17 protein-coding genes, 1 tRNA gene, 2 pseudogenes and 1 riboswitch are annotated in these 18756 nt (G+C 42.1%); of the genes and pseudogenes, 12 read left to right on the top strand and 8 right to left on the bottom strand.

Annotated elements, in window-relative coordinates; all coding sequences use genetic code 11:
• The first annotated feature begins 11 nt into the window (after positions 1 to 11).
• The 3 genes from ACY8DX_RS11585 to ACY8DX_RS11575 all read left to right on the top strand — a co-directional run bounded on the left by ACY8DX_RS11585 (position 12) and on the right by ACY8DX_RS11575 (position 2352).
• On the top strand, positions 12 to 1628 hold the full coding sequence (locus ACY8DX_RS11585) for a long-chain fatty acid--CoA ligase (protein WP_462405184.1): 1617 nt from the start codon (positions 12 to 14) through the stop codon (positions 1626 to 1628).
• A gap of 219 nt (positions 1629 to 1847) precedes the next feature.
• Positions 1848 to 1921, top strand: a tRNA-Arg gene (locus tag ACY8DX_RS11580).
• Between the two features lie 164 nt (positions 1922 to 2085).
• Complete coding sequence (locus ACY8DX_RS11575; RefSeq protein WP_049670787.1) at positions 2086 to 2352, top strand: hypothetical protein; 267 nt, start codon at positions 2086 to 2088, stop codon at positions 2350 to 2352.
• A 60-nt stretch (positions 2353 to 2412) separates the two neighbouring features.
• On the opposite strand, the gene ACY8DX_RS11570 is transcribed toward ACY8DX_RS11575, so the two are convergent.
• The 3 genes and pseudogenes from ACY8DX_RS11570 to ACY8DX_RS11560 form a co-directional block, all read right to left on the bottom strand.
• Positions 2413 to 3261 (bottom strand): ComEC/Rec2 family competence protein, encoded by an 849-nt coding sequence (locus ACY8DX_RS11570; protein WP_049670789.1) that lies wholly within the window; start codon positions 3259 to 3261, stop codon positions 2413 to 2415.
• Between the two features lie 175 nt (positions 3262 to 3436).
• Positions 3437 to 3806, bottom strand: a pseudogene (gsiB, locus tag ACY8DX_RS11565) (glucose starvation-inducible protein GsiB).
• Positions 3807 to 3867: 61 nt separating this feature from the next.
• A pseudogene (locus ACY8DX_RS11560) lies at positions 3868 to 4053 on the bottom strand (KGG domain-containing protein); the annotation flags it as partial.
• Between the two features lie 243 nt (positions 4054 to 4296).
• Between ACY8DX_RS11560 and ACY8DX_RS11555 the strand changes: the two are divergent.
• The 4 genes from ACY8DX_RS11555 (at position 4297) to ACY8DX_RS11540 (ending at position 9240) form a co-directional block, all read left to right on the top strand.
• Complete coding sequence (locus tag ACY8DX_RS11555; RefSeq protein WP_049670792.1) at positions 4297 to 5193, top strand: LysR family transcriptional regulator; 897 nt, start codon at positions 4297 to 4299, stop codon at positions 5191 to 5193.
• 141 nt (positions 5194 to 5334) lie between these two features.
• Positions 5335 to 7497 (top strand): DNA topoisomerase III, encoded by a 2163-nt coding sequence (locus ACY8DX_RS11550; RefSeq protein WP_049670793.1) that lies wholly within the window; start codon positions 5335 to 5337, stop codon positions 7495 to 7497.
• A 103-nt stretch (positions 7498 to 7600) separates the two neighbouring features.
• Entirely contained in the window at positions 7601 to 8527 is a 927-nt protein-coding gene (locus tag ACY8DX_RS11545) for a manganese-dependent inorganic pyrophosphatase (protein ID WP_049670794.1), read from the top strand.
• Between the two features lie 263 nt (positions 8528 to 8790).
• Entirely contained in the window at positions 8791 to 9240 is a 450-nt protein-coding gene (locus ACY8DX_RS11540; protein ID WP_049670795.1) for a YueI family protein, read from the top strand.
• 408 nt (positions 9241 to 9648) lie between these two features.
• Here the strand turns inward: ACY8DX_RS11540 and ACY8DX_RS11535 are convergent, their stop codons facing one another.
• The 4 genes from ACY8DX_RS11535 to ACY8DX_RS11520 are packed head-to-tail and all read right to left on the bottom strand — an operon-like array spanning position 9649 to position 11037.
• Positions 9649 to 9741 (bottom strand): hypothetical protein, encoded by a 93-nt coding sequence (locus tag ACY8DX_RS11535; RefSeq protein ID WP_462406932.1) that lies wholly within the window; start codon positions 9739 to 9741, stop codon positions 9649 to 9651.
• Between the two features lie 17 nt (positions 9742 to 9758).
• Positions 9759 to 9899 (bottom strand): DUF5412 family protein, encoded by a 141-nt coding sequence (locus ACY8DX_RS11530; protein ID WP_439802867.1) that lies wholly within the window; start codon positions 9897 to 9899, stop codon positions 9759 to 9761.
• A 47-nt stretch (positions 9900 to 9946) separates the two neighbouring features.
• Positions 9947 to 10708: an HAAS domain-containing protein gene (locus ACY8DX_RS11525; protein ID WP_462405183.1), complete on the bottom strand. Its 762-nt coding sequence runs from the start codon at positions 10706 to 10708 to the stop codon at positions 9947 to 9949.
• 5 nt (positions 10709 to 10713) lie between these two features.
• Complete coding sequence (locus ACY8DX_RS11520; RefSeq protein WP_049670797.1) at positions 10714 to 11037, bottom strand: PadR family transcriptional regulator; 324 nt, start codon at positions 11035 to 11037, stop codon at positions 10714 to 10716.
• A gap of 227 nt (positions 11038 to 11264) precedes the next feature.
• On the opposite strand from ACY8DX_RS11520, the gene ACY8DX_RS11515 reads away from it, so the two are divergent.
• From ACY8DX_RS11515 to nrdG, 3 genes are all read left to right on the top strand, one after another.
• A complete protein-coding gene (locus ACY8DX_RS11515) occupies positions 11265 to 13523 on the top strand; it encodes a DEAD/DEAH box helicase (protein ID WP_439802860.1) in 2259 nt (752 codons plus the stop codon).
• A 91-nt stretch (positions 13524 to 13614) separates the two neighbouring features.
• Positions 13615 to 13795, top strand: a riboswitch (cobalamin riboswitch).
• A gap of 128 nt (positions 13796 to 13923) precedes the next feature.
• Positions 13924 to 15810, top strand: a complete 1887-nt coding sequence (locus tag ACY8DX_RS11510; RefSeq protein WP_439802859.1) for an anaerobic ribonucleoside triphosphate reductase — start codon at positions 13924 to 13926, stop codon at positions 15808 to 15810.
• Positions 15810 to 16265 (top strand): anaerobic ribonucleoside-triphosphate reductase activating protein, encoded by a 456-nt coding sequence (nrdG, locus tag ACY8DX_RS11505; protein WP_049672873.1) that lies wholly within the window; start codon positions 15810 to 15812, stop codon positions 16263 to 16265. The genes ACY8DX_RS11510 and nrdG overlap by 1 nt, the downstream gene beginning before the upstream one ends.
• 53 nt (positions 16266 to 16318) lie before the next feature.
• Here the strand turns inward: nrdG and ACY8DX_RS11500 are convergent, their stop codons facing one another.
• A complete protein-coding gene (locus ACY8DX_RS11500; protein WP_082197098.1) occupies positions 16319 to 16471 on the bottom strand; it encodes a YpzG family protein in 153 nt (50 codons plus the stop codon).
• A gap of 312 nt (positions 16472 to 16783) precedes the next feature.
• Between ACY8DX_RS11500 and ACY8DX_RS11495 the strand changes: the two genes are divergently transcribed.
• Together ACY8DX_RS11495 and ACY8DX_RS11490 are read left to right on the top strand one after the other, a co-directional pair.
• Positions 16784 to 17386 (top strand): DUF6438 domain-containing protein, encoded by a 603-nt coding sequence (locus ACY8DX_RS11495; RefSeq protein WP_049670799.1) that lies wholly within the window; start codon positions 16784 to 16786, stop codon positions 17384 to 17386.
• 156 nt (positions 17387 to 17542) lie between these two features.
• Positions 17543 to 18640, top strand: coding sequence for a branched-chain amino acid aminotransferase (locus tag ACY8DX_RS11490; RefSeq protein ID WP_049670800.1), 1098 nt, complete (start codon positions 17543 to 17545; stop codon positions 18638 to 18640).
• Positions 18641 to 18756 lie beyond the last annotated feature (116 nt).

The raw sequence follows: 18756 nt of genomic DNA, 5'->3' as shown, positions 1-18756 counted from the left end.
GGTAACTGATTATGATGAACGTACCATTGACTGTCCAATCTTTACTGGAGAGGGCTGAACAATTTTTCCCTAAGAAAGAAGTCATCTCACGAACGCATTCGAGGGTTCAACGATTAACCTATAAGGAAATTGGCGAGAGAACAAGAAGACTGGCCGGAGCATTGATTGATTTGGGCGTCCAAAGGGGCGGGAGAGTTGGAACGCTTGCATGGAATCATCATCGGCATTTGGAAGCGTATTTTGCGGCTCCAGGGATAGGCGCCATCAACCATACAATTAATATCCGTCTCTCAAAGGAGCATATTTCCTATATTATCAATCATGCCGAGGATGATGTGCTGCTCTTTGATGAGGATCTATTGCCAGTCGTATCAGAGATAGCGCATGAACTGACGTCTGTCAAAGCCTTTATCATGATGACAGATGAGCAATCCTTGCCAGAGGTCAGCTTTTCACCGCTATATTCATATGAAGAGTTATTGAAAACGGGCAATCCAAAAACGCCTTTCGCCAAAGACATCGATGAAAACGAAACGGCAGGGATGTGCTATACATCTGCCACGACAGGAAATCCAAAAGGAGTGGAATACAGCCATAGAGGTCTTGTCCTCCATAGCTTTGCCCTCGGGCTTGCTGATACAGTGGGCGTCTCCGAGAGGGATGTCATTATGCCTGTTGTTCCTATGTTTCATGTCAATGCCTGGGGTCTTCCTTTTGCAGCTACTTGGTTTGGCGCGACACAAGTGCTTCCAGGGCCGCAATTTAACTCAACACTAATTGCTGAATTCATCGACGAATACCGAGTAACCAAAACAGCTGGTGTGCCGACAATCTGGCTTGGACTATTACAAGAGCTTGAAACAGGCAAATATGATACAAGCTCATTAGTCACCATCCTATGTGGAGGGTCGGCCGCTCCAAGATCCTTAATCCAAACCTATGAATATACGTATAAGATTCCTTTCAGGCATCTATATGGAATGACGGAAACTACGCCGCTCGTTCTGTTGTCCAATCTAAAAAGCTATCAAACCGATCTCTCTGAAGACGAAATTCTCGACATTCGCGCTAAGCAAGGATTAATTGTACCTGGGCTGGAAATGAAAATCGTCGGCTCAGAGGGAGAAGTGGAATGGAATGGCCGTGATATGGGCGAATTAATGCTAAGGGGAAATTGGATTACAGATTCTTATTATAAAGACGAACGGACAAATGATGCTTTCAAGGATGGATGGCTGCTGACAGGGGATATCGCGACCATTGATGAAGAAGGGAATGTCAAATTGGTTGACCGCACGAAGGATCTCATTAAAAGCGGTGGAGAATGGATATCCTCCGTTGACTTGGAGAATGCGCTCATGGCGCATGAAGCAGTCTTTGAAGCAAGTGTTGTAGCTGTGCCGCATGTCCAATGGCAGGAACGGCCCATCGGATGTGTCGTATTAAAGCCTGAATATAAAGGCAAAGTCACAGCCGAAGAAATCAAAGAATTCATCGCTCCTCAATTTGCAAAATGGTGGCTTCCAGATGAAATCTTGTTCTTAGATGAGATTCCGAAGACCTCAGTCGGAAAGTTCTTAAAGCTGAAGCTGAGGGATATCGTGCAGGAGCAGCTGCAGATGAGATAAGCAATAGAGGTAAAGGGAGGAGGCTGTCATGATTGTGGCAGCTTCTTTATATACTGAAGGCTATTATAGCAAGAGAGTCCTTCTGATTTAAGTAAGTTGGCGAACAGTCGCATAACAGGGGTTTATTAGAGGGCTCTATCAAATGCAGCACACATGGAAAAATCTTGACTTGACCAATTTCGCCAATCCTTTTATAATAATTAAGTGTCATACATAACTGTCCCAGTAGCTCAGCAGGATAGAGCAACAGTTTCCTAAACTGTAGGTCGGAGGTTCGAATCCTCTCTGGGACGTAAATGCAGAAACGCTGATCGAACGATATCCATAGCGATGGATATGGGAGTATCGGCGTTTTTTATTGTATTCTATCAGCTTGGAAAATGGTGGTGTTTCTCTGAAGCTTCTTTAATGGAGAAAAAGGGATTTAGTATAATACCAAGTAGAAGGGTGTGATTATATGGACAGCAAGAAGAAAATGGTGGAACTTGAGATTGATGAGGAATTAATTGCTTCAATTAAAAAAATGCAAGATTTGTTGTGCAAACGGCTAGATGTTGAACTCCCTTCTCAATATGAAAATCTCCAAACCATTATCGACCAAAGCTTGTTAGTCTATTTTGATCGAATGGATTGGTATTATCGGCTCGAAGGCCGAGAGTGGGATACATTTTATGAAAACCACCAAGGTGCCACGAATATTCCCAGCCGAATAGAAGAATCATGATAGATAAGTAACAGGTTTTTATAATAAAAGAGTCCCTGCAAATGAGGGACTCTTGTTTTATTATTTCACTGTTTTGACCGTAAGTTTTTTACCTGTTGAGGTGAAGATGATATTTTTGCTTTTATCTGTACGATAAACGGTGATTTTACGTGCTTTCAATCGGTTTAAGACATCGCTTGTTGGATGGCCATAACCGTTTTTGCCGACACTGATCACAGCATATTTTGGACTAACCTTCTTAAGGAAGTTCGTGCTTGTTGTATTTTTCGCTCCATGGTGGCCGACCTTCAATACATCGACTTTTGAGAGGAGTTTTTTGCTGATCATGTCATTCTCTGCTTTTGTTTCGGCATCCCCCATGAACAAGAATTTCTTCTGGTTATGTTTTAACAGGAGGACAGCACTCCAATTGTTTAAGTCTGTTTTACTGTAAGTTTTCACTGGGGCAAGGAAAGTCAATGTGACAGCACTTGTTCCCGTTGCGATTTTGACACCTTGTTTTGCTGTTTTGATGGACAGTTTTTTGCCCTTCACAGCAGTTAAGAATTCTTTGTAGGTTTGAGAGGTGTGTGAAACTTTAGGTGCGTAGACTGCACTGACCTTAAATGATTTGATAACGGTAATCAAGCCGCCGATATGGTCGGCATCAGGATGGGTTGCAATGACTGCATCAAGCTTTTTGACACCTTGCTTCTTCAAATAGGCTGTGACCACTTTTCCTTGTCCTTTTTTCCCGCCGTCAATTAGATAATTCTTGCCGTTAGGCGTTTGAATCAAAGTGGAATCACCTTGACCAACATTAATGTAGTGAACCTTTAGGTTTGATGCCGCTTCAACCGGTGCTGAAAATGGAATGAAGCTGATCAAAAGGATAAGGGCCAAGAAAGACTTTAATATTTTTGAACGCATTACCATAACTCCTTATATGTGTAAATTTACTATTATATATTAGATTCTATTATAAAAAAATACAAGTGTAATTGTATAAGTAATAGTTATTATTTACAGAGTATTCGCAAGAAAAGTGTATATAGAAATAAAAAACTCCTATCCATAGAGGATAGGAGTTGAAGGGATATCCGAATTAATCGTTATCGCGTGCTTCTCCGCCTTTTTTTCCGATTTCACGGTAGAATTCCTTATCATGATTGTCAGAAGTAGCTTCTCCGCCTTTTTTTTCCAATCTCTTGATAGAATTCTTTATCATGATTGTCGGAAGTAGCTTCTCCGCCTTTTTGACCGATTTCTTGGTAGAATTCTTTGTCATGGTTGTCGGAAGTAGCTTCTCCGCCTTTTTGGCCGATTTCTTGGTAGAATTCTTTGTCATGGTTGTCAGAAGTAGCTTCTCCGCCTTTTTGACCGATTTCTTGATAGAATTCCTTGTCATGTTTTTTTGAAGTGGCTTCTCCACCTTTACGTCCAGCTTCTTCTCTGCTCATTTTATCGTCTGCCATGTTAATCGCTCCTTTTCAATTGATTTTATCGTTTAATAGTAGTTAGCTTGTTTAAAGATTAGTCGTTATTGCGTGCTTCTCCGCCTTTTTTGCCTATTTCGCGGTAGAATTCCTTATCATGATTGTCAGAAGTGGCTTCTCCGCCCTTTTTCCCAATCTCTTGGTAGAATTCCTTATCATGTTTTTTGGCGGTTGTTTCTCCGCCTTTGCGTCCGGCTTCTTCTCGGGACATTTTGTTATCTGCCATTGTCCATTTCTCCTTTCAATCATTTCGAAGTTTTGATGTTACAGTACTAGATATACCTCTATTTCCAAAGAGGAAACTACATTTCCTTATTTTAACTTTTCTGTAAAGAATGATTTGATTTCTTAATGTTTATATAGTAGAAATCAGGCTTTTAAAAGCGTTTGGGTAGAAATGACTGATTGGATAGATATGGTATAATGAGGATTGAGAGAATGAATACCTTGATAGAAACGAGAGATTAATATGTCGATTCAAAAGTATGCCATTTTTCGAGAAGTAGTAGATACAGGGAGCTTTTCGCTGGCAGGAGAGCGTCTAGGAATCTCCCAATCAGCCGTAAGTCATTCGGTCACGAGCCTGGAAAAGGAATATAAGGTGAAGCTGTTGGCTAGAAGCCGCTCAGGGATTCAGTTGACTGATAGCGGGCAGCGGATTTTACAATATATCGAGAAAATTCTATATCTAGAAGAAAAGATGAATCAGGAATTAGCTGAAATAAGGGGACTGGAATTGGGGACTTTGACGATTGGGACTGTCACACCTCTTACTTCTGAATGGCTTCCTGGCATTATGAAAAGATTTCATGAGCAATTTCCGTCCATCCAGGTGAATATCCGTGAAGGGACAAGCCAGGAAATTGTCGACTGGGTTGAAAATGGAGAAGTGGATATTGGGTTTACTTATTCTTTAAAGGAAAGAGGGAGGATTGACCGGCTGCTGCTCACTCATGAGCCGTTCTATCTGCTTATGCATGAAGAAAAGCAGGGGGACGACTTGTTCCGCTTAATGAAGGAAAGTCCGTTTATCATGCCGACAAGCTATCGGGAAATGATCCTGAAGCAAAAAGCCTTTAAACCAACCGTCCTCCTTGAGCTGTCTGATGAAAGAGCGATTATTGAGCTTGTTCGAAACGGACTTGGAATCAGTATCCTTCCAAGGATGTGCTTGCATAATCTGCCGGAGGAAGTAAACATCATGCTGATTCCCCACGAGCTGATCCAGCTGCCGGTGCATCTTGTCAGTTTATTGTTTTCAGCCATGTCTCCGGCAGCGGAGAAGATGAGTGCTACGATTAGTCTATGGTTGAATGAAAACTATAATATTATTATGTCAACTGAAGAAAAACTCTCCTTCGATTAGGGGAGTTTTTGACATTATTGGAGCTAATATGGGGTATGAAAGCTTGCAAATCCAATGATTTTGTCTATTCATTGTCTCAAAAGTCTTTTCTTGTTTTATAATAGAGACTTAAGAGATTACGCTTCAAGAAGGAGTCTGGTTATGGAATTAATCATCGCGGAGAAACCGGATCAAGGATTGACATTAGCATCGCCATTTACCTTTAAGCGGCATGATGGGTATGTGGAGATCTCGCCTAATGAAGTCTTTCCAAACGGGGCGTTTTGTACATGGGCGATTGGCCATTTGACTGAATTATCGGCACCGGAGACATATAAGCCGGAATGGAAGAAATGGTCCATGGGCTCATTGCCAATCATACCCGAACGATTTACCTACCAAGTGACAAAATCAAAATATAAGCAATTTAATATTGTGAAACAATTATTAAAACGTCCTGAGGTTTCAACCATCATCCATGCGGGTGATGCCGGGCGCGAGGGGGAACTGATCGTTCGTAACATCATTTCCTTAAGCGGTGTAAAGAAACCGATGAAGCGGCTATGGATTTCATCCTTGACGAAAAAGTCTATCGTAGACGGCTTTAAGTCGCTGAAGGACGGACAAGAGACCATCTATTTATTTCATGAGGCCTATACGAGGGCTTGTGCAGACTGGCTTGTCGGCATGAATGCGTCTCGTGCGTATTCCCTGTTGCTGAAGCAAAAAGGGATGAATGATGTTTTCTCAGCCGGTCGTGTACAGACACCGACACTTGCACTGATTGTTAAAAGGGAGCAGGAGATTGAATCCTTTGTATCAAAGCCCTTCTGGGAGATAATAGCTACCTTTGAGATGGATGGCCATAAATATGAAGGGAAATGGGAAAAGGACGGAGAATCAAGGCTCGACCAGAAGGAAATGGCCGAGAAGATTGCTGCCTTTTGCCAATCGAAAGAAGCCGTTATTAAGGATATGAAAACGGAACGGAAGGAATTTCAACCGCCTTTATTATTCAATCTTTCCTCTTTGCAGGCAACAGCCAATAAAGCCTTTAAGTATTCGCCAAAGAAGACGCTTGATATTCTGCAAAAGCTCTATCAAAAAGGAATCGTCTCCTACCCGCGTAGTGATTCGAACTATGTGACAGAAGGTGAGGCAGAGCTGTTTCCGGATATTTTGGAGAAGCTTGGGCAATTTGAAGACTATAAGAGTCTTATGCCTGTGCCAAATCCGTCCATCATTCATAATAAACGGTTCGTGAATGAAAAGAAGGTTTCAGACCACTATGCCATCATTCCGACGGAGCAGGTCACGAACCCAAGCCGCCTATCTGGTGAGGAGAGGAATATTTATGATCTGATTGTTCGCCGTTTAATTGCCGCACATTATGAATCAGCTGTATTTGATTATACGACCATCACCACACTAGTGGATGGCCGCGCTGAATTCATTTCGAAAGGGAAACAGCAAATACGCGAAGGCTGGCGCCAAGTCGTTTTCTTAGATGATAAGGATGAAGATACCATCCTTCCGAATGTGAAGAAGGATGACACGGGAATCGTCAAGAAAGTTAAGGTGAAGGAAGGAAAGACACAGCCGCCGAAACGCTATACAGAAGGACAGCTGATTACCCTAATGAAAACAGCCGGTAAACATTTGGACAATGAGGAGCTCGAGAAGGTTCTTATGAAATCAGAGGGACTTGGGACAGAAGCAACAAGAGCCGGAATCATCACAAGCTTGAAGGACCGTAAATATATTGACGTCAAGAAGAATCAGGTTTTTGCAACCGATAAGGGTAAGGTGCTGATCAAGGCAATAGGCGAGGAAATTCTTGCAAGCCCTGAAATGACAGCTAAATGGGAGCAGCGCTTGGCGGAAATCGGAGAAGGAAAGGCCTCGGCTGCCCAATTTATGGAACAGACGAAGAAGTTGACTGCGAAAATCATTGAAGATGCCATTAAGGGCTTCGAAACATGGGATTTCTCTGATTACAATGTTGAGAGCATCCAGCGGAAAGGCTCAAAATTTCCGAAACCGAAGAAAATGGGCCAATGCCCATTATGCCAAGGGGATGTCGTTGATAAAGGGCAATTCTATGGCTGCTCCAATTATCGGGAGAAGGAATGCAAATTCACCTTTTCGAAGACGATTCTTGGTAAGAAAATCAGTCAAGCCAATATGCAGAAGCTTCTGAAAGAAGGAAGGACAAACCTTATTAAAGGCTTTAGCAAGGGAGAAAATACATTTGATGCCACGCTTGAATGGAAGGATGGCAAAATTAATTTCTTATTTTCGACTGAAAATGTCGGGAAATCTTAAAAAAATTGTCTAATTCAGTTATAATGATAAGTGGTTTACGTTTCAATTCTTTGCTTAAGGCAAAGGATTACATATAACAATGAATAAAGGAGTATGAATGTTGATGGAAAAAGTATTAATCTTTGGACATAAAAATCCTGATACAGATACAATCTGTTCCGCTATCGCTTATGCGGAATTAAAGAAAGCTTTAGGAATGAACGCTGAGCCGGTAAGACTTGGCGCTGTGAACGGGGAAACTCAATTTGCCCTTGACACATTTAAGATTGAAGCTCCTCGTTTAGTCGAGAAGGTTGCTGCTGAAGCTAGCGAGGTAATCCTTGTTGACCATAACGAACGCCAGCAAAGTGCGGATGATATCGAACAGGTACGTGTGCTTGAAGTTATCGACCACCACCGTATCGCTAACTTTGAAACGGCTGATCCACTTTACTATCGTGCTGAGCCGGTTGGCTGTACAGCGACAATCCTGAATAAGCTTTACAAAGAGAACGGGGTAGAAATCAAGAAAGAAATCGCGGGTCTTATGTTATCTGCCATTATCTCTGATTCCTTATTGTTCAAATCTCCAACATGCACAGAGCAAGATGTACAAGCAGCCAAGGAATTGGCTGAGATTGCCGGCGTGGATGCAGAAGCGTATGGACTAGACATGCTTAAAGCTGGTGCAGACTTAAGCAAGAAAACAATTGAAGAATTGATCTCCCTAGATGCAAAAGAATTCAGCATGGGCACTTCTAAAGTTGAAATCGCGCAAGTAAACGCAGTTGACACAGATGAAGTAATGACAAAGCAGGCTGAACTTGAAGCTGCCATGCAAGCCGTTATCGATGAAAAAGGCTTGGATTTATTCTTGCTTGTCGTTACAAACATCTTAACGAATGATTCTGCAGCCCTTGCTGTAGGCAGCAAATCTGCAGCTGTTGAACAAGCCTTTGGTGTTACATTAACGAATAAAACAGCTATATTAAAAGGTGTCGTTTCCCGTAAGAAACAAGTTGTACCTGCACTAACTGAAGCTTTATCCTAATAACTATTGCTTTACAATAATATTTATGTTATAGTTATCTTCGCGATGAGCTGAATTGTGTAAGACGAGCACATGCCTTAAATGGCGAGCACAATGTGGAGTGCTGTGACCTCGCCTCAATTTTCGAAAGAAGACACTTGCTATAGGCAGGTGTCTTTTCTTATATAATGAATAAAAAATGACTTTCATCCCACCCTACATAATATGGAACCTAAAAGAACCGATGATACATATGATAAGCAAGAATGAAGGAGGCGAACCGGATGTCGAAAAAAACAGTGGATGATTACCTTCAAGAAGGAATCCATGGGGCAAAGGAAATAAAGCCTGAGGAGCGTAAGGAATTTCTAGGATCCCTACGTGAGCGGGTTGTCGTCGCCTTAGGGCAGAAAATAGTCTTCGAAAACAAGATTCCGCCGGCATTTGAGGAAATACTGAGAAGTCATACAGAGGCCGTGCTTTATTTGAATGGTCATATTAGTTACACATACTTATCGAAATACGTCAAACTGGCTGAATCAGCTAAGGTACAATTCAAAATTGTCATGAACAAGGATTATAACTCACCACACGGCGCTGTGCTCGCTTATGGTCATGCCATCAACAAGGAAGACATCAGTCTCCCTGAGGAGAAAAAGCCAGATACTCAGAAAGAGAAAGAAGAATCTGTTGGAGGTTTTTCATTCTTTAAGAATTTGTTTAAGAAGGACTAGATGTGAGCGGGACCCCCAGTTTTTGCTGGAGGTCTTTTTTCATTTTTTATCAAAGACCTGAGAGTATCGTTTCCTTGAATTCTTTATTGTTTTTGCAAATATTCAGCCTGAAAAACGTTGGTTTTTTCGAAATTAACTCTTTCTGTAGATAATCCCTTTATTCTTTTTTACGTATATAATCCTTGATATTGACTTTAAGGGCGATTAAACAGAGTTTATGGGCGAAACTCAATGCTTTAAGGGCGAAAAAGTAGAGCTATGGGCGAGAAAGTGAGAGTAAGGGCGCTTGTGGAGGGCTATGGGCGAAAAAACAGGCGAAAGGGCAAATAGCAGCCGCTCTATGAGAAACAATCTCTTATATGCAAACTTGCACTTGTTTGTTAGCCCCTATGTAAAAAAGCTAACCAGTCAGCTCCTAAATAACAAGCCTGACTGGTCAGCATTTTTTTGATGCCGATATTCAAAGGTGGCGTTTGGCACCTTCAGCATGTGTCCATTAATGATGATCGTCTCATTATCTACCCATTCATTCTCAGCGCTTTTAGTTCAATTGTTGCGGTTTGATCATCCTTCTTGTGGGTGATTAACCCACCCCGTATCGCATAGGAGGATGTGGCCCCGCCATTTACTAAATAAGCTCTGACGGTATTGGTCCCGATAGGAGATAACAGGTATCATCACTACATTCATCACAAGATGTCATCGATCAAACACTTGCTTTTCCTTTCTCCCGTTTCAATATTATAAGCAAATAGACCCCAATGATGCTGTAGGTTGCGGTCATACTGATGACGATTTGAGTTATTTCATCTAATGATGTTTGGGACAGGGCAAGCTCCGGCAGATATAAGGCAAGAAGGGTGACTGGAAGAATAAAGGTCTTTGCCCAGACTGAGAAGAAGATAATAAACCCGAGGAATAGCAGGCCAATCAGGATACTCCCAATAGTTCCGAAGTGAATGACAGGAGATGGATAAAGTAAATCAATGAGTAAAACCCCGCCGATGAATAAGAAATTTAACGTACATGGAAATAAAATCACCAAAAATTCCTTCCACTTTGATAGCTGGCGGCTGGCCGTATAGCGGAGGGCTGCCATCACACCTGCAAAGAAAAGCAGAATGCAAATCATGGTGCCGATGATTGTCAGAAGTCCATAGCTTAATGGGCCATTTATCAGGTCTTTAAATACGAGGTAGGACATTCCTCCGATAATAACCAATGGTATGAATTTCATCCAATCCTTATAATCCGTTTTCATTTCCGCCGAAAGGCTCTGCATATACTCCTTAGGTGATGAACCAATAATTTGTTCAATGGATTTGCCGTTTGATTCGGCTTCATATAAATGATCAGCTAGGTCACGGATGATGTCATCAATCTCTTCATTCTTTTTTCCGCTTGAAAACAGATAGATTTTTAAATCCTCGAGAAATTTAGTGCTTTTCATGGAGAGCTTTTCTTCCATATTGATTACCTATCCTTTCTGATAATAGCATTCACGCTTTTTTCCAGCTGTGCCCATCTTGATAGAAACTCCTCTAACGCTATTTCACCCACGCTCGTTAAGGAATAATATTTCCGCTTCGGTCCAGCAATTGACTCCTTGCGTACCGAAGTGATCAATCCTTCCCTTTGCATTCTCAGCAAGAGGGGGTAAATGGTTCCTTCACTAATGCTGTCAAAGCCGTAGCGGCTTAATTGCTCTGCAATCTCATAACCATAGCATTCCTTCTCCTTTATCATGGCAAGGAGGCAGCCATCCAATATCCCTTTCATCATTTGCGTCTGGGACATTTGTTATCACTCCGATTCTAATCCTTTTAAACAGGTAGCAGGATTATTTATCTTGTATTACAAGGTATAAGATAAGTATAGGATTGTATATCTTGTAAAGCAAGGTATTTTTTTACTTATTTTTAACGATTGAACTGCCCAATTTTGCCTTGTTCCCAGAACATATATTTGTATGGTATAGTAATCGAATTGAGAACAAAATTGATGCGGATAAGAGGATAGGACTAGTGATTACTTCAACTTCTATTTCAACGAAAGAATATATTACCCAATGGCAGGAAGCCCTGTCACAGGAGATAGGCCATTTAAAAAAATATGGCAGCCATAAATATGTACTTATGAATGGGAATCAGATTCAATCAGGCGACACATATACGTATTATTTTGAGACGATGTCACCACTGAAGATTCCCATTGGCACAGTTGCCCGGCTCGAGCGGGATGGGAGCAAATACGATGCTCGTGTGCTGTCGGCTGAGGGAAATACTCTATTAGTTTCTTTGGATCAATCCATTGGGGATCTAATTGATGAGGCCTTTATTTCCCATGATCCATGGGAGCTTTTAGAGCAATTGATTGAACGGTTAGATGATATTAAGAAGAGTAAACGGAAGCGCAGCCGAGTCAAGAGGCTGATGAATCCCGATTTTCCGGATAAGAGGACGCGCACTGATAGCAAAACGGCTGTGCAGGAGCTGTTTCAGCGTTCGAAATACAATCCGGTAACCTTTGTCTGGGGACCGCCGGGAACAGGGAAGACATATACGCTGGCAAGAACAGCTGCAAATAAATATTTTAAGGATAAGAGAGTATTGGTGCTTTCGCACAGTAACCAAGCAGTAGATGTACTGCTTGGGGAGATGGCTGCCTTCATTAAGAAGGCGGATAAGTTTCGTACTGGCGATCTATTGCGCTACGGAAACCAGGCAGGTGACGGGTTATTGATGCATGGAGACATTCTGCCGTCACAATTGCTTGCTGACCAGGATGCAGGTTTGCTGTCTGATAAAGATCGGATTACCGAGGAGAAGCGTCTCTTGAAGAAGGATCTCTCCCAATCGTTCAGTGTCAGGGACTCACAACAGCTTCTAGAGCTTGAACAGAAGCTTGGGCGTATTCTTGACAGAATTCGTAAGCAGGAGATGAAGCTCGTCAAGGAGGCTTCCATTATCGGAACAACGCTTGCAAAGGCGGCCAATGATCCTGTCATATTTGAGCAGGAATATGACCTTGTCATTGTAGATGAGGCGAGCATGGCGTTTATCCCGCAGATTGCCTTTGCCGTAAGTATGGCAAAAAGAGCGATTGTTTGCGGAGATTTCAAACAGCTGCCGCCGATTGCAGCATCAAGGGGGCAGCTTGTTGATACATGGCTGCGGGAGGATATATTCCACCGTGCTGGTGTCGCTGATATTGCGAGCGGCGGCGTATTGCATCCACATCTATTCCTCTTGAAGGAACAAAGAAGGATGCATCCGGATATATCTGCTTTTACGAATCAATATTTATATAATTCCCTTGTCGGAGATCATCCAAGCGTGCAGAAGAGCCGGGAAGAGATTGTGGCCCGGGCGCCGTTCGAACAAGCGGCTTCCATTCTGTTAGATGCGAGCTTTACTGGTGAGCATTGTTTTAGCGGGGGCACCTCAGGGTCAAGGATGAATATCATGCATGCCCTGCTTTCTCTGCAGCTGCTTCATGAAGCCTACCAGGGCGGAAGCAAATCAATCGGGTATGTGACACCATACAGGGCTCAAGCCATCTTGATGGAGAAGCTTCTTCAAGACTTTTATCCGGAGCAGTATGGGGCAGGTGCGTTTATGGCCGCAACTGTGCATCGTTTCCAGGGGAGCGAGAGGGAACTGATGATCTTTGATACGGTCGACTCGTATCCAGAGAGAAGAGCTGGTATGCTCTTAACGGGTAAAGAGAGTGAGCGTCTATTGAATGTGGCAATCACAAGGACAAAAGGCAAGCTTATTCATGTCAGTGATGTGAATTTCTTGAAGAATACGATTCCGAGATATAAAACCTTGCATCAATTCATTGATTTCCAGCTTCAGCACAATAAGACGGTCGGGATGGACCAAATTGGAAAATGGATCAAGCATCCTCATCCAAAGCTTAAATGGATGTATGCCCGCAAACTAGATGATGTGCTGAATGATGTAAAAGAGGCTCAGAGTCAAATTATTCTATCGCTTCCTAATCGCTGTATTTTATCGAAGGAGCTTGCACAAGCACTGACCACAAGACCAGCTCGTGCGAAATTAGCTCTCTATTCAAAAGAGGAGCATCCTTATTTAGACCCGGATCTTCATATACAGGAGGGACCTCCATTCAGCATGATCTGTATTGATCGCCGTTTCTTATGGCTGGGCATCCCGATTGAAGCGAATAGAAATGTTGATCCGCCTTATGTAGCGGTCAGACTCGACTCGGAGGAAACCATCAACTATATCCTGCAACAATTACCACGTGGTTAGGAAAAATATGTCCTTTGCTATTTTCTTTAGATAGTTATATAATCTTATATACAAGATATAGTTTGTGAATAAAAACACAAATACAAGATATTGATTAAGTGCAGTTAAGGCGCCATTTATGGCTTAATAGGGAATTCGGTTAAAATCCGGAACTGTACCCGCAACTGTGAATGCTGATGAAATAAGTAATCCACTGTGAAGAGACTTCATGGGAAGGGCTTAGAGTAAAGGGAAGCATGAGTCAGGAGACCTGCCTTATCGAGCAATCGTTTTGCCTTTATCGGGAGCAATGAAGGTGGATAGTAGCAGCAAATGAAGAGTATATTCATTTTTATGCAAATCCAATCCCATTGCCTGAAGATAGAGGTGATGGGATTTTTTATTTGGGAGGCGTATTGATATGAGTAAGGTGTGTATAGAAAAAACGTTGGCGGAAACTCAGTCTGTTGAGGAATTATTGAGCTCATTTAATGAAATTGTTCATTTGACGAATCCTGAATTAGTCAATGAGAATGCAAATATGAATGCGTCTACTCCAATGGGGCAGATGGGGAAATTCGCCAGTGAGTCTGCACGCTTTTTTGCGAGAGAAAACCTATTATCTGAGGAAGTAAAAAAGGCAATTGAAGCTAATTTGCTTTATCCGCATGATTTGGATTTTATGCCGACGGGGACAACAACCTGCTGTCAAATTCCTCTTGGACAAATGCTTACGAAGGGATTTGACACCGGTCATGGAAGCATGCGTCCGCCTAAGGATATATCAAGTGCAATGGCGCTGGCCTCTATCATATTGCAAGCAAACCAAAATATGCAGCATGGCGGTCAGTCATTCCCGATGTTTGATGCTGATCTTGCTCCATTTGTCCGTAAAACCTATGAGAAGCATGTAAAGCGCTTAGAAGCCTATCCAAGTGATTGGAGCAAAGAAACGATAGAGCAAATCGCTTGGGAGGAAACGGAGAATACCGTATATCAAGCTTGTGAAGCCTTCGTACATAATTGCAATTCCATGCATTCACGCGGGGGCGGACAGGTGCCGTTTGTGTCTGTGAACTATGGAACAGATACAACGAAAGAAGGGCGGATGCTTATTAAAAATCTTTTGCTGGCAACAAAAGCCGGGCTTGGCAATGGGGAAACACCAATCTTCCCAATTCAAATCTTTAAAGTGAAGGAAGGGGTTAACTTCAATGAGAATGACCCTAACTATGACCTTTACTTATTGGCCCTGGAAACGACTGCTGAACGTTTATTCCCGAATTTCAGCTTCATTGACAGCCCGTTTAATAAGCAATATTATGATGGCACACATGAATCAGAGGTAGCCTATATGGGATGCCGTACAAGGGTGATGGGCAATAGACATGGTGTTGAGAACAGTATTGGGCGTGGCAATCTTTCCTTCACATCCATTAACTTAGTTAAGCTGGCGCTCCTGTCCAATACGCTAGAGGATTTCTATCGTCGACTAGATGACATGTGCGATCTTGCCATAGTTCAGCTTTATGAGCGTTATCTATACCAAGCTGCGAAACAAGTGCGTCACTTCCCATTCCTGTATACACAAGGAGTTTGGAAAGGAGCAGAAGAATTAAACGAGGATGATCAGCTTAAGGAAATCCTGAAACAAGGTTCACTCGCGTTCGGATTCATCGGGCTTGCAGAATGTGTGAAAGCCTTGACTGGTTTCCATCATGGTGAAAGTGAAGAATCCTACGAGCTTGCCCTTGATATTATCCGCTTCATGAGGGAGAAGGCGGATAAGGCAGCAGAGACCTATGATTTGAATTATTCCTTAATTGCAACGCCAGCAGAGGGACTTAGCGGAAAATTCGTGAAGAAAGACCGTCTTGAATTCGGCAGTATAAAAGATATTACAGACCGTGAATATTACACAAATTCATTCCATATTCCAGTCCATTTTCCAATCAAGTCACTCGATAAGATCCGTAAGGAAGCGCCATTCCATGCTTACTGTAATGGCGGACATATCACCTATGTGGAAATTGACGGGGACCCTAAGAATAATTTGAAGGCACTCGACCAAATTATTCGTGCGATGGCTCATTACAAAATCGGTTATGGTTCTATTAACCATCCAGTTGACCGTTGCTTAAAATGCAATTATAAAGGGTATATTCAGGATACTTGCCCTCATTGCGGCAATGAGAACGAAGAGGATATTGAACGGATTAGAAGAATCACCGGTTACTTGGTAGGGGATATGAGTAAATGGAACCCGGCTAAACGTGCAGAAGAAAGAAACAGAGTGAAGCACGGATGATGAAGGTGATGAATATCATCCATGACAGCATTGTGGATGGGGAAGGCTTGAGAACAGTTGTGTTTTTTGCGGGCTGCCTTCATTTCTGTAAGGGATGTCATAATCCCTCAAGCTGGAATCGGGAGAATGGTCGAGACATGACCATTGATGATATCTATGAGGAGGTTATGTCCAATCCTCTGACAGATGTTACATTCTCAGGGGGAGAGCCTTTTATGCAGGCCGATGAACTTCAATATCTGGTCATGAGGCTGAAGGAGTCGGGCAAGAACATTTGGATATACAGCGGCTATACACATGACGAACTCCTCACCCATCCCAATCCTGCCTGCCAGAATGTTCTTAAATATTGTGACGTATTGGTTGACGGCAGGTTTGAACTGGAGAAAAGGGATCCGAAGCTGCTGTTTAGAGGAAGCTCTAATCAGCGAATCATTCATTTGCAGTCTGTCTGATGAAGCGAAAAAGACACCCGTTTTGGGTGTCTTTTTCGTTTTGAAAGCATCCTTTACCAGCGGTGAGCCTTTGCGTTACTTCTCAAAATGATATTGGTCTGAGACATCATCGTATGTCCGTTGACCTGTGACTTTGAGCGCTTCCTTCTTGTCCAGTTATGGTGAAAAAGGGAAGAGTGCGAATCTAATTCGTTTCTGTAACTCAAGTCTAATCACCTCGTCAGTTGGATACGTTCTTGGCTCACACCCCGTATGAGGGAGCAGCCTTTTTTAGTATGTCTCTATATGTCATTGTTCATGCATGGGAATCATACAAAGGTACTGTTTTGGGAAAAAGAGGGATTTTTATGGTGAGAATAGGGAATAAAGTGCTTTAATTAATAGAGAGATTGCCTTATGATAAAACGAAGGAAAAATGTTACAATTATTTTATTGTTGTTACAAAGATATTATTTTGAACAGAAATTTTATTTATAACGAATTATTGGCATGATTCTTTCAAGGAGGCTGCAATTAAGTTGTTTAAAGAGATTTCCATTTCCCGTACTTCATGTATAGGAAACTCCCCGATATATCAATCAACCATTCAATCAGACGGCAGAGTATTTTGGAACGGTGAGAAGAATGTATCTTTTTTAGGAGAACATAAATTTACGATCAGCAGCCCGCGCTTGAAGAAATTAGAGGATTTATTACTATCATTTGATTATAAGAATTTTACTTATCACTCATCGAGGGAAATTATCCCTGATAGTCCTACATGTGTTACACGTGTTGTCTTTAAGCACGGGGAGACAAAAACGGTTGTTCATGATTTGGGTGATGTGGATGGTATGATAGAAAATAAAAAGCATACCTTAAAAAAGCTTGAACGCTTTGAGCGGGATCTTGAGAGAATTGCTGGATTAAAGACCCTAATCAAGCAGCCATTATATTTGTATCATTTCAAGAACAAGCACATGGAGAATGTGGAATATGTATTATCCTCTCCAAGCCAGGAAGAAGCCTTCAAGCTGATTGACGCTACTTATGTTCAATGCAAAAATTGGGAAATAGAAAAACTCGGACGTGATTCTACCCATCATTTGCACCCATATATCGTTATGCAAAAAGATGATTAAGCATACTAATTTTGAAAGAAGGATGAATTTCCAAAAGAGAAATTCATCCTTTTTTATAAAAAAGACCTTTTTCATGTCTTTAGGGCTTGCGGAGCAGGGAATTCAGGAGTACAATTATTTTTATTAACTATTCTGACAATTTGAAGGAGACATCATATGGATACGCAAATCTCAATCATTCATGCAAGAACAAAAAAACAAAAACCTAATCCAGAGGCACTAGGGTTCGGAAGAATCTTCACGGATCACATGTTTATTATGGATTATGATGAAGAACTAGGTGGCTGGCATGATCCGCGCATCATCCCATATCAACCCATCACGCTTGATCCTTCCTGCATGACCTTTCATTATGGCCAAACTGTCTTTGAAGGGTTGAAAGCATATCGGACAAAGAATGGACGAATTCTTTTGTTCAGACCGGAGAAGAATTTTGAGCGGATGAATAAATCAAATGATCGTCTGTGTATCCCATCTATTGATGAGTCCTTTATGCTTGAAGCGCTTCAGACATTGATTGAGGTTGACAGGGATTGGGTTCCAGATGCTGAAGGCACATCCCTGTACATACGTCCTTTTATTATATCAACAGAGACTTATTTAGGGGTATCCCCATCAAAGCATTACCGCTTCATGATTATTCTTTCTCCGGTTGGTGCTTATTATAAGGACGGCATAAATCCAGTGCGAATCGGCGTTGAAAAGGAATATGTCCGCTCCGTTAAAGGCGGAACAGGTATGGCGAAGACAGGCGGCAACTATTCTGCCTCGTTGAAGGCGCAGGAAGTCGCTGAAGAGCTTGGCTGCTCTCAAGTTCTTTGGCTTGATGGGATAGAGAAGAAATACATTGAGGAAGTCGGCAGTATGAATGTATTCTTCAAGATCAATGGCGAGATAGTGACTCCTGAATTAAATGGCAGCATTCTTGACGGGGTGACGCGTAATTCTATTATCCAGCTTTTGAAGCATTGGGGCATGCCTGTCATAGAGAAAAAAGTTTCCATGGAAGAGCTGATTCAGGCCCATCATGACGGCTTGCTGGAGGAAGCCTTTGGAACAGGCACAGCTGCGGTCGTTTCTCCGATTGGCGAACTGTTATGGGAAGGCGAGCTGCTTGAGATTAACGGAGGCCGGATAGGAGAAGTTTCTCAAAAGCTGTATGATACTTTGACTGGCATTCAAACTGGTAAAGTTGAAGACCCATTCAACTGGGTGATTGAAATTGGGGCGGCTTCTAAGTCACACGCAATCTAATAAGTACACTAGGGAAGAAAGCTTAGCTTTTCTTCCCTGTCTTTTCGCCAATTCATTAAATAGTTTAATTATTAACATTATTGATTATTATATGATAAAATATATTTATCCTTTGG

The organism is Gracilibacillus sp. Marseille-QA3620, from assembly GCF_054950035.1.
Note: the sequence above shows the minus strand (reverse complement) of the source record. Positions and strands in the feature narration are given on the sequence as shown.

Excerpts from the sequence above, each read along its gene's own strand:
- ACY8DX_RS11585 (WP_462405184.1), top strand. The coding sequence starts at position 12 with ATGATGAACGTACCATTGACTGTCCAATCTTTACTGGAGAGGGCTGAA.
- ACY8DX_RS11575 (WP_049670787.1), top strand. The coding sequence starts at position 2,086 with ATGGACAGCAAGAAGAAAATGGTGGAACTTGAGATTGATGAGGAATTA.
- ACY8DX_RS11570 (WP_049670789.1), bottom strand. The coding sequence starts at position 3,261 with ATGCGTTCAAAAATATTAAAGTCTTTCTTGGCCCTTATCCTTTTGATC.
- ACY8DX_RS11555 (WP_049670792.1), top strand. The coding sequence starts at position 4,297 with ATGTCGATTCAAAAGTATGCCATTTTTCGAGAAGTAGTAGATACAGGG.
- ACY8DX_RS11550 (WP_049670793.1), top strand. The coding sequence starts at position 5,335 with ATGGAATTAATCATCGCGGAGAAACCGGATCAAGGATTGACATTAGCA.
- ACY8DX_RS11545 (WP_049670794.1), top strand. The coding sequence starts at position 7,601 with ATGGAAAAAGTATTAATCTTTGGACATAAAAATCCTGATACAGATACA.
- ACY8DX_RS11540 (WP_049670795.1), top strand. The coding sequence starts at position 8,791 with ATGTCGAAAAAAACAGTGGATGATTACCTTCAAGAAGGAATCCATGGG.
- ACY8DX_RS11525 (WP_462405183.1), bottom strand. The coding sequence starts at position 10,708 with ATGGAAGAAAAGCTCTCCATGAAAAGCACTAAATTTCTCGAGGATTTA.
- ACY8DX_RS11520 (WP_049670797.1), bottom strand. The coding sequence starts at position 11,037 with ATGTCCCAGACGCAAATGATGAAAGGGATATTGGATGGCTGCCTCCTT.
- ACY8DX_RS11510 (WP_439802859.1), top strand. The coding sequence starts at position 13,924 with ATGAGTAAGGTGTGTATAGAAAAAACGTTGGCGGAAACTCAGTCTGTT.
- nrdG (WP_049672873.1), top strand. The coding sequence starts at position 15,810 with ATGAAGGTGATGAATATCATCCATGACAGCATTGTGGATGGGGAAGGC.
- ACY8DX_RS11490 (WP_049670800.1), top strand. The coding sequence starts at position 17,543 with ATGGATACGCAAATCTCAATCATTCATGCAAGAACAAAAAAACAAAAA.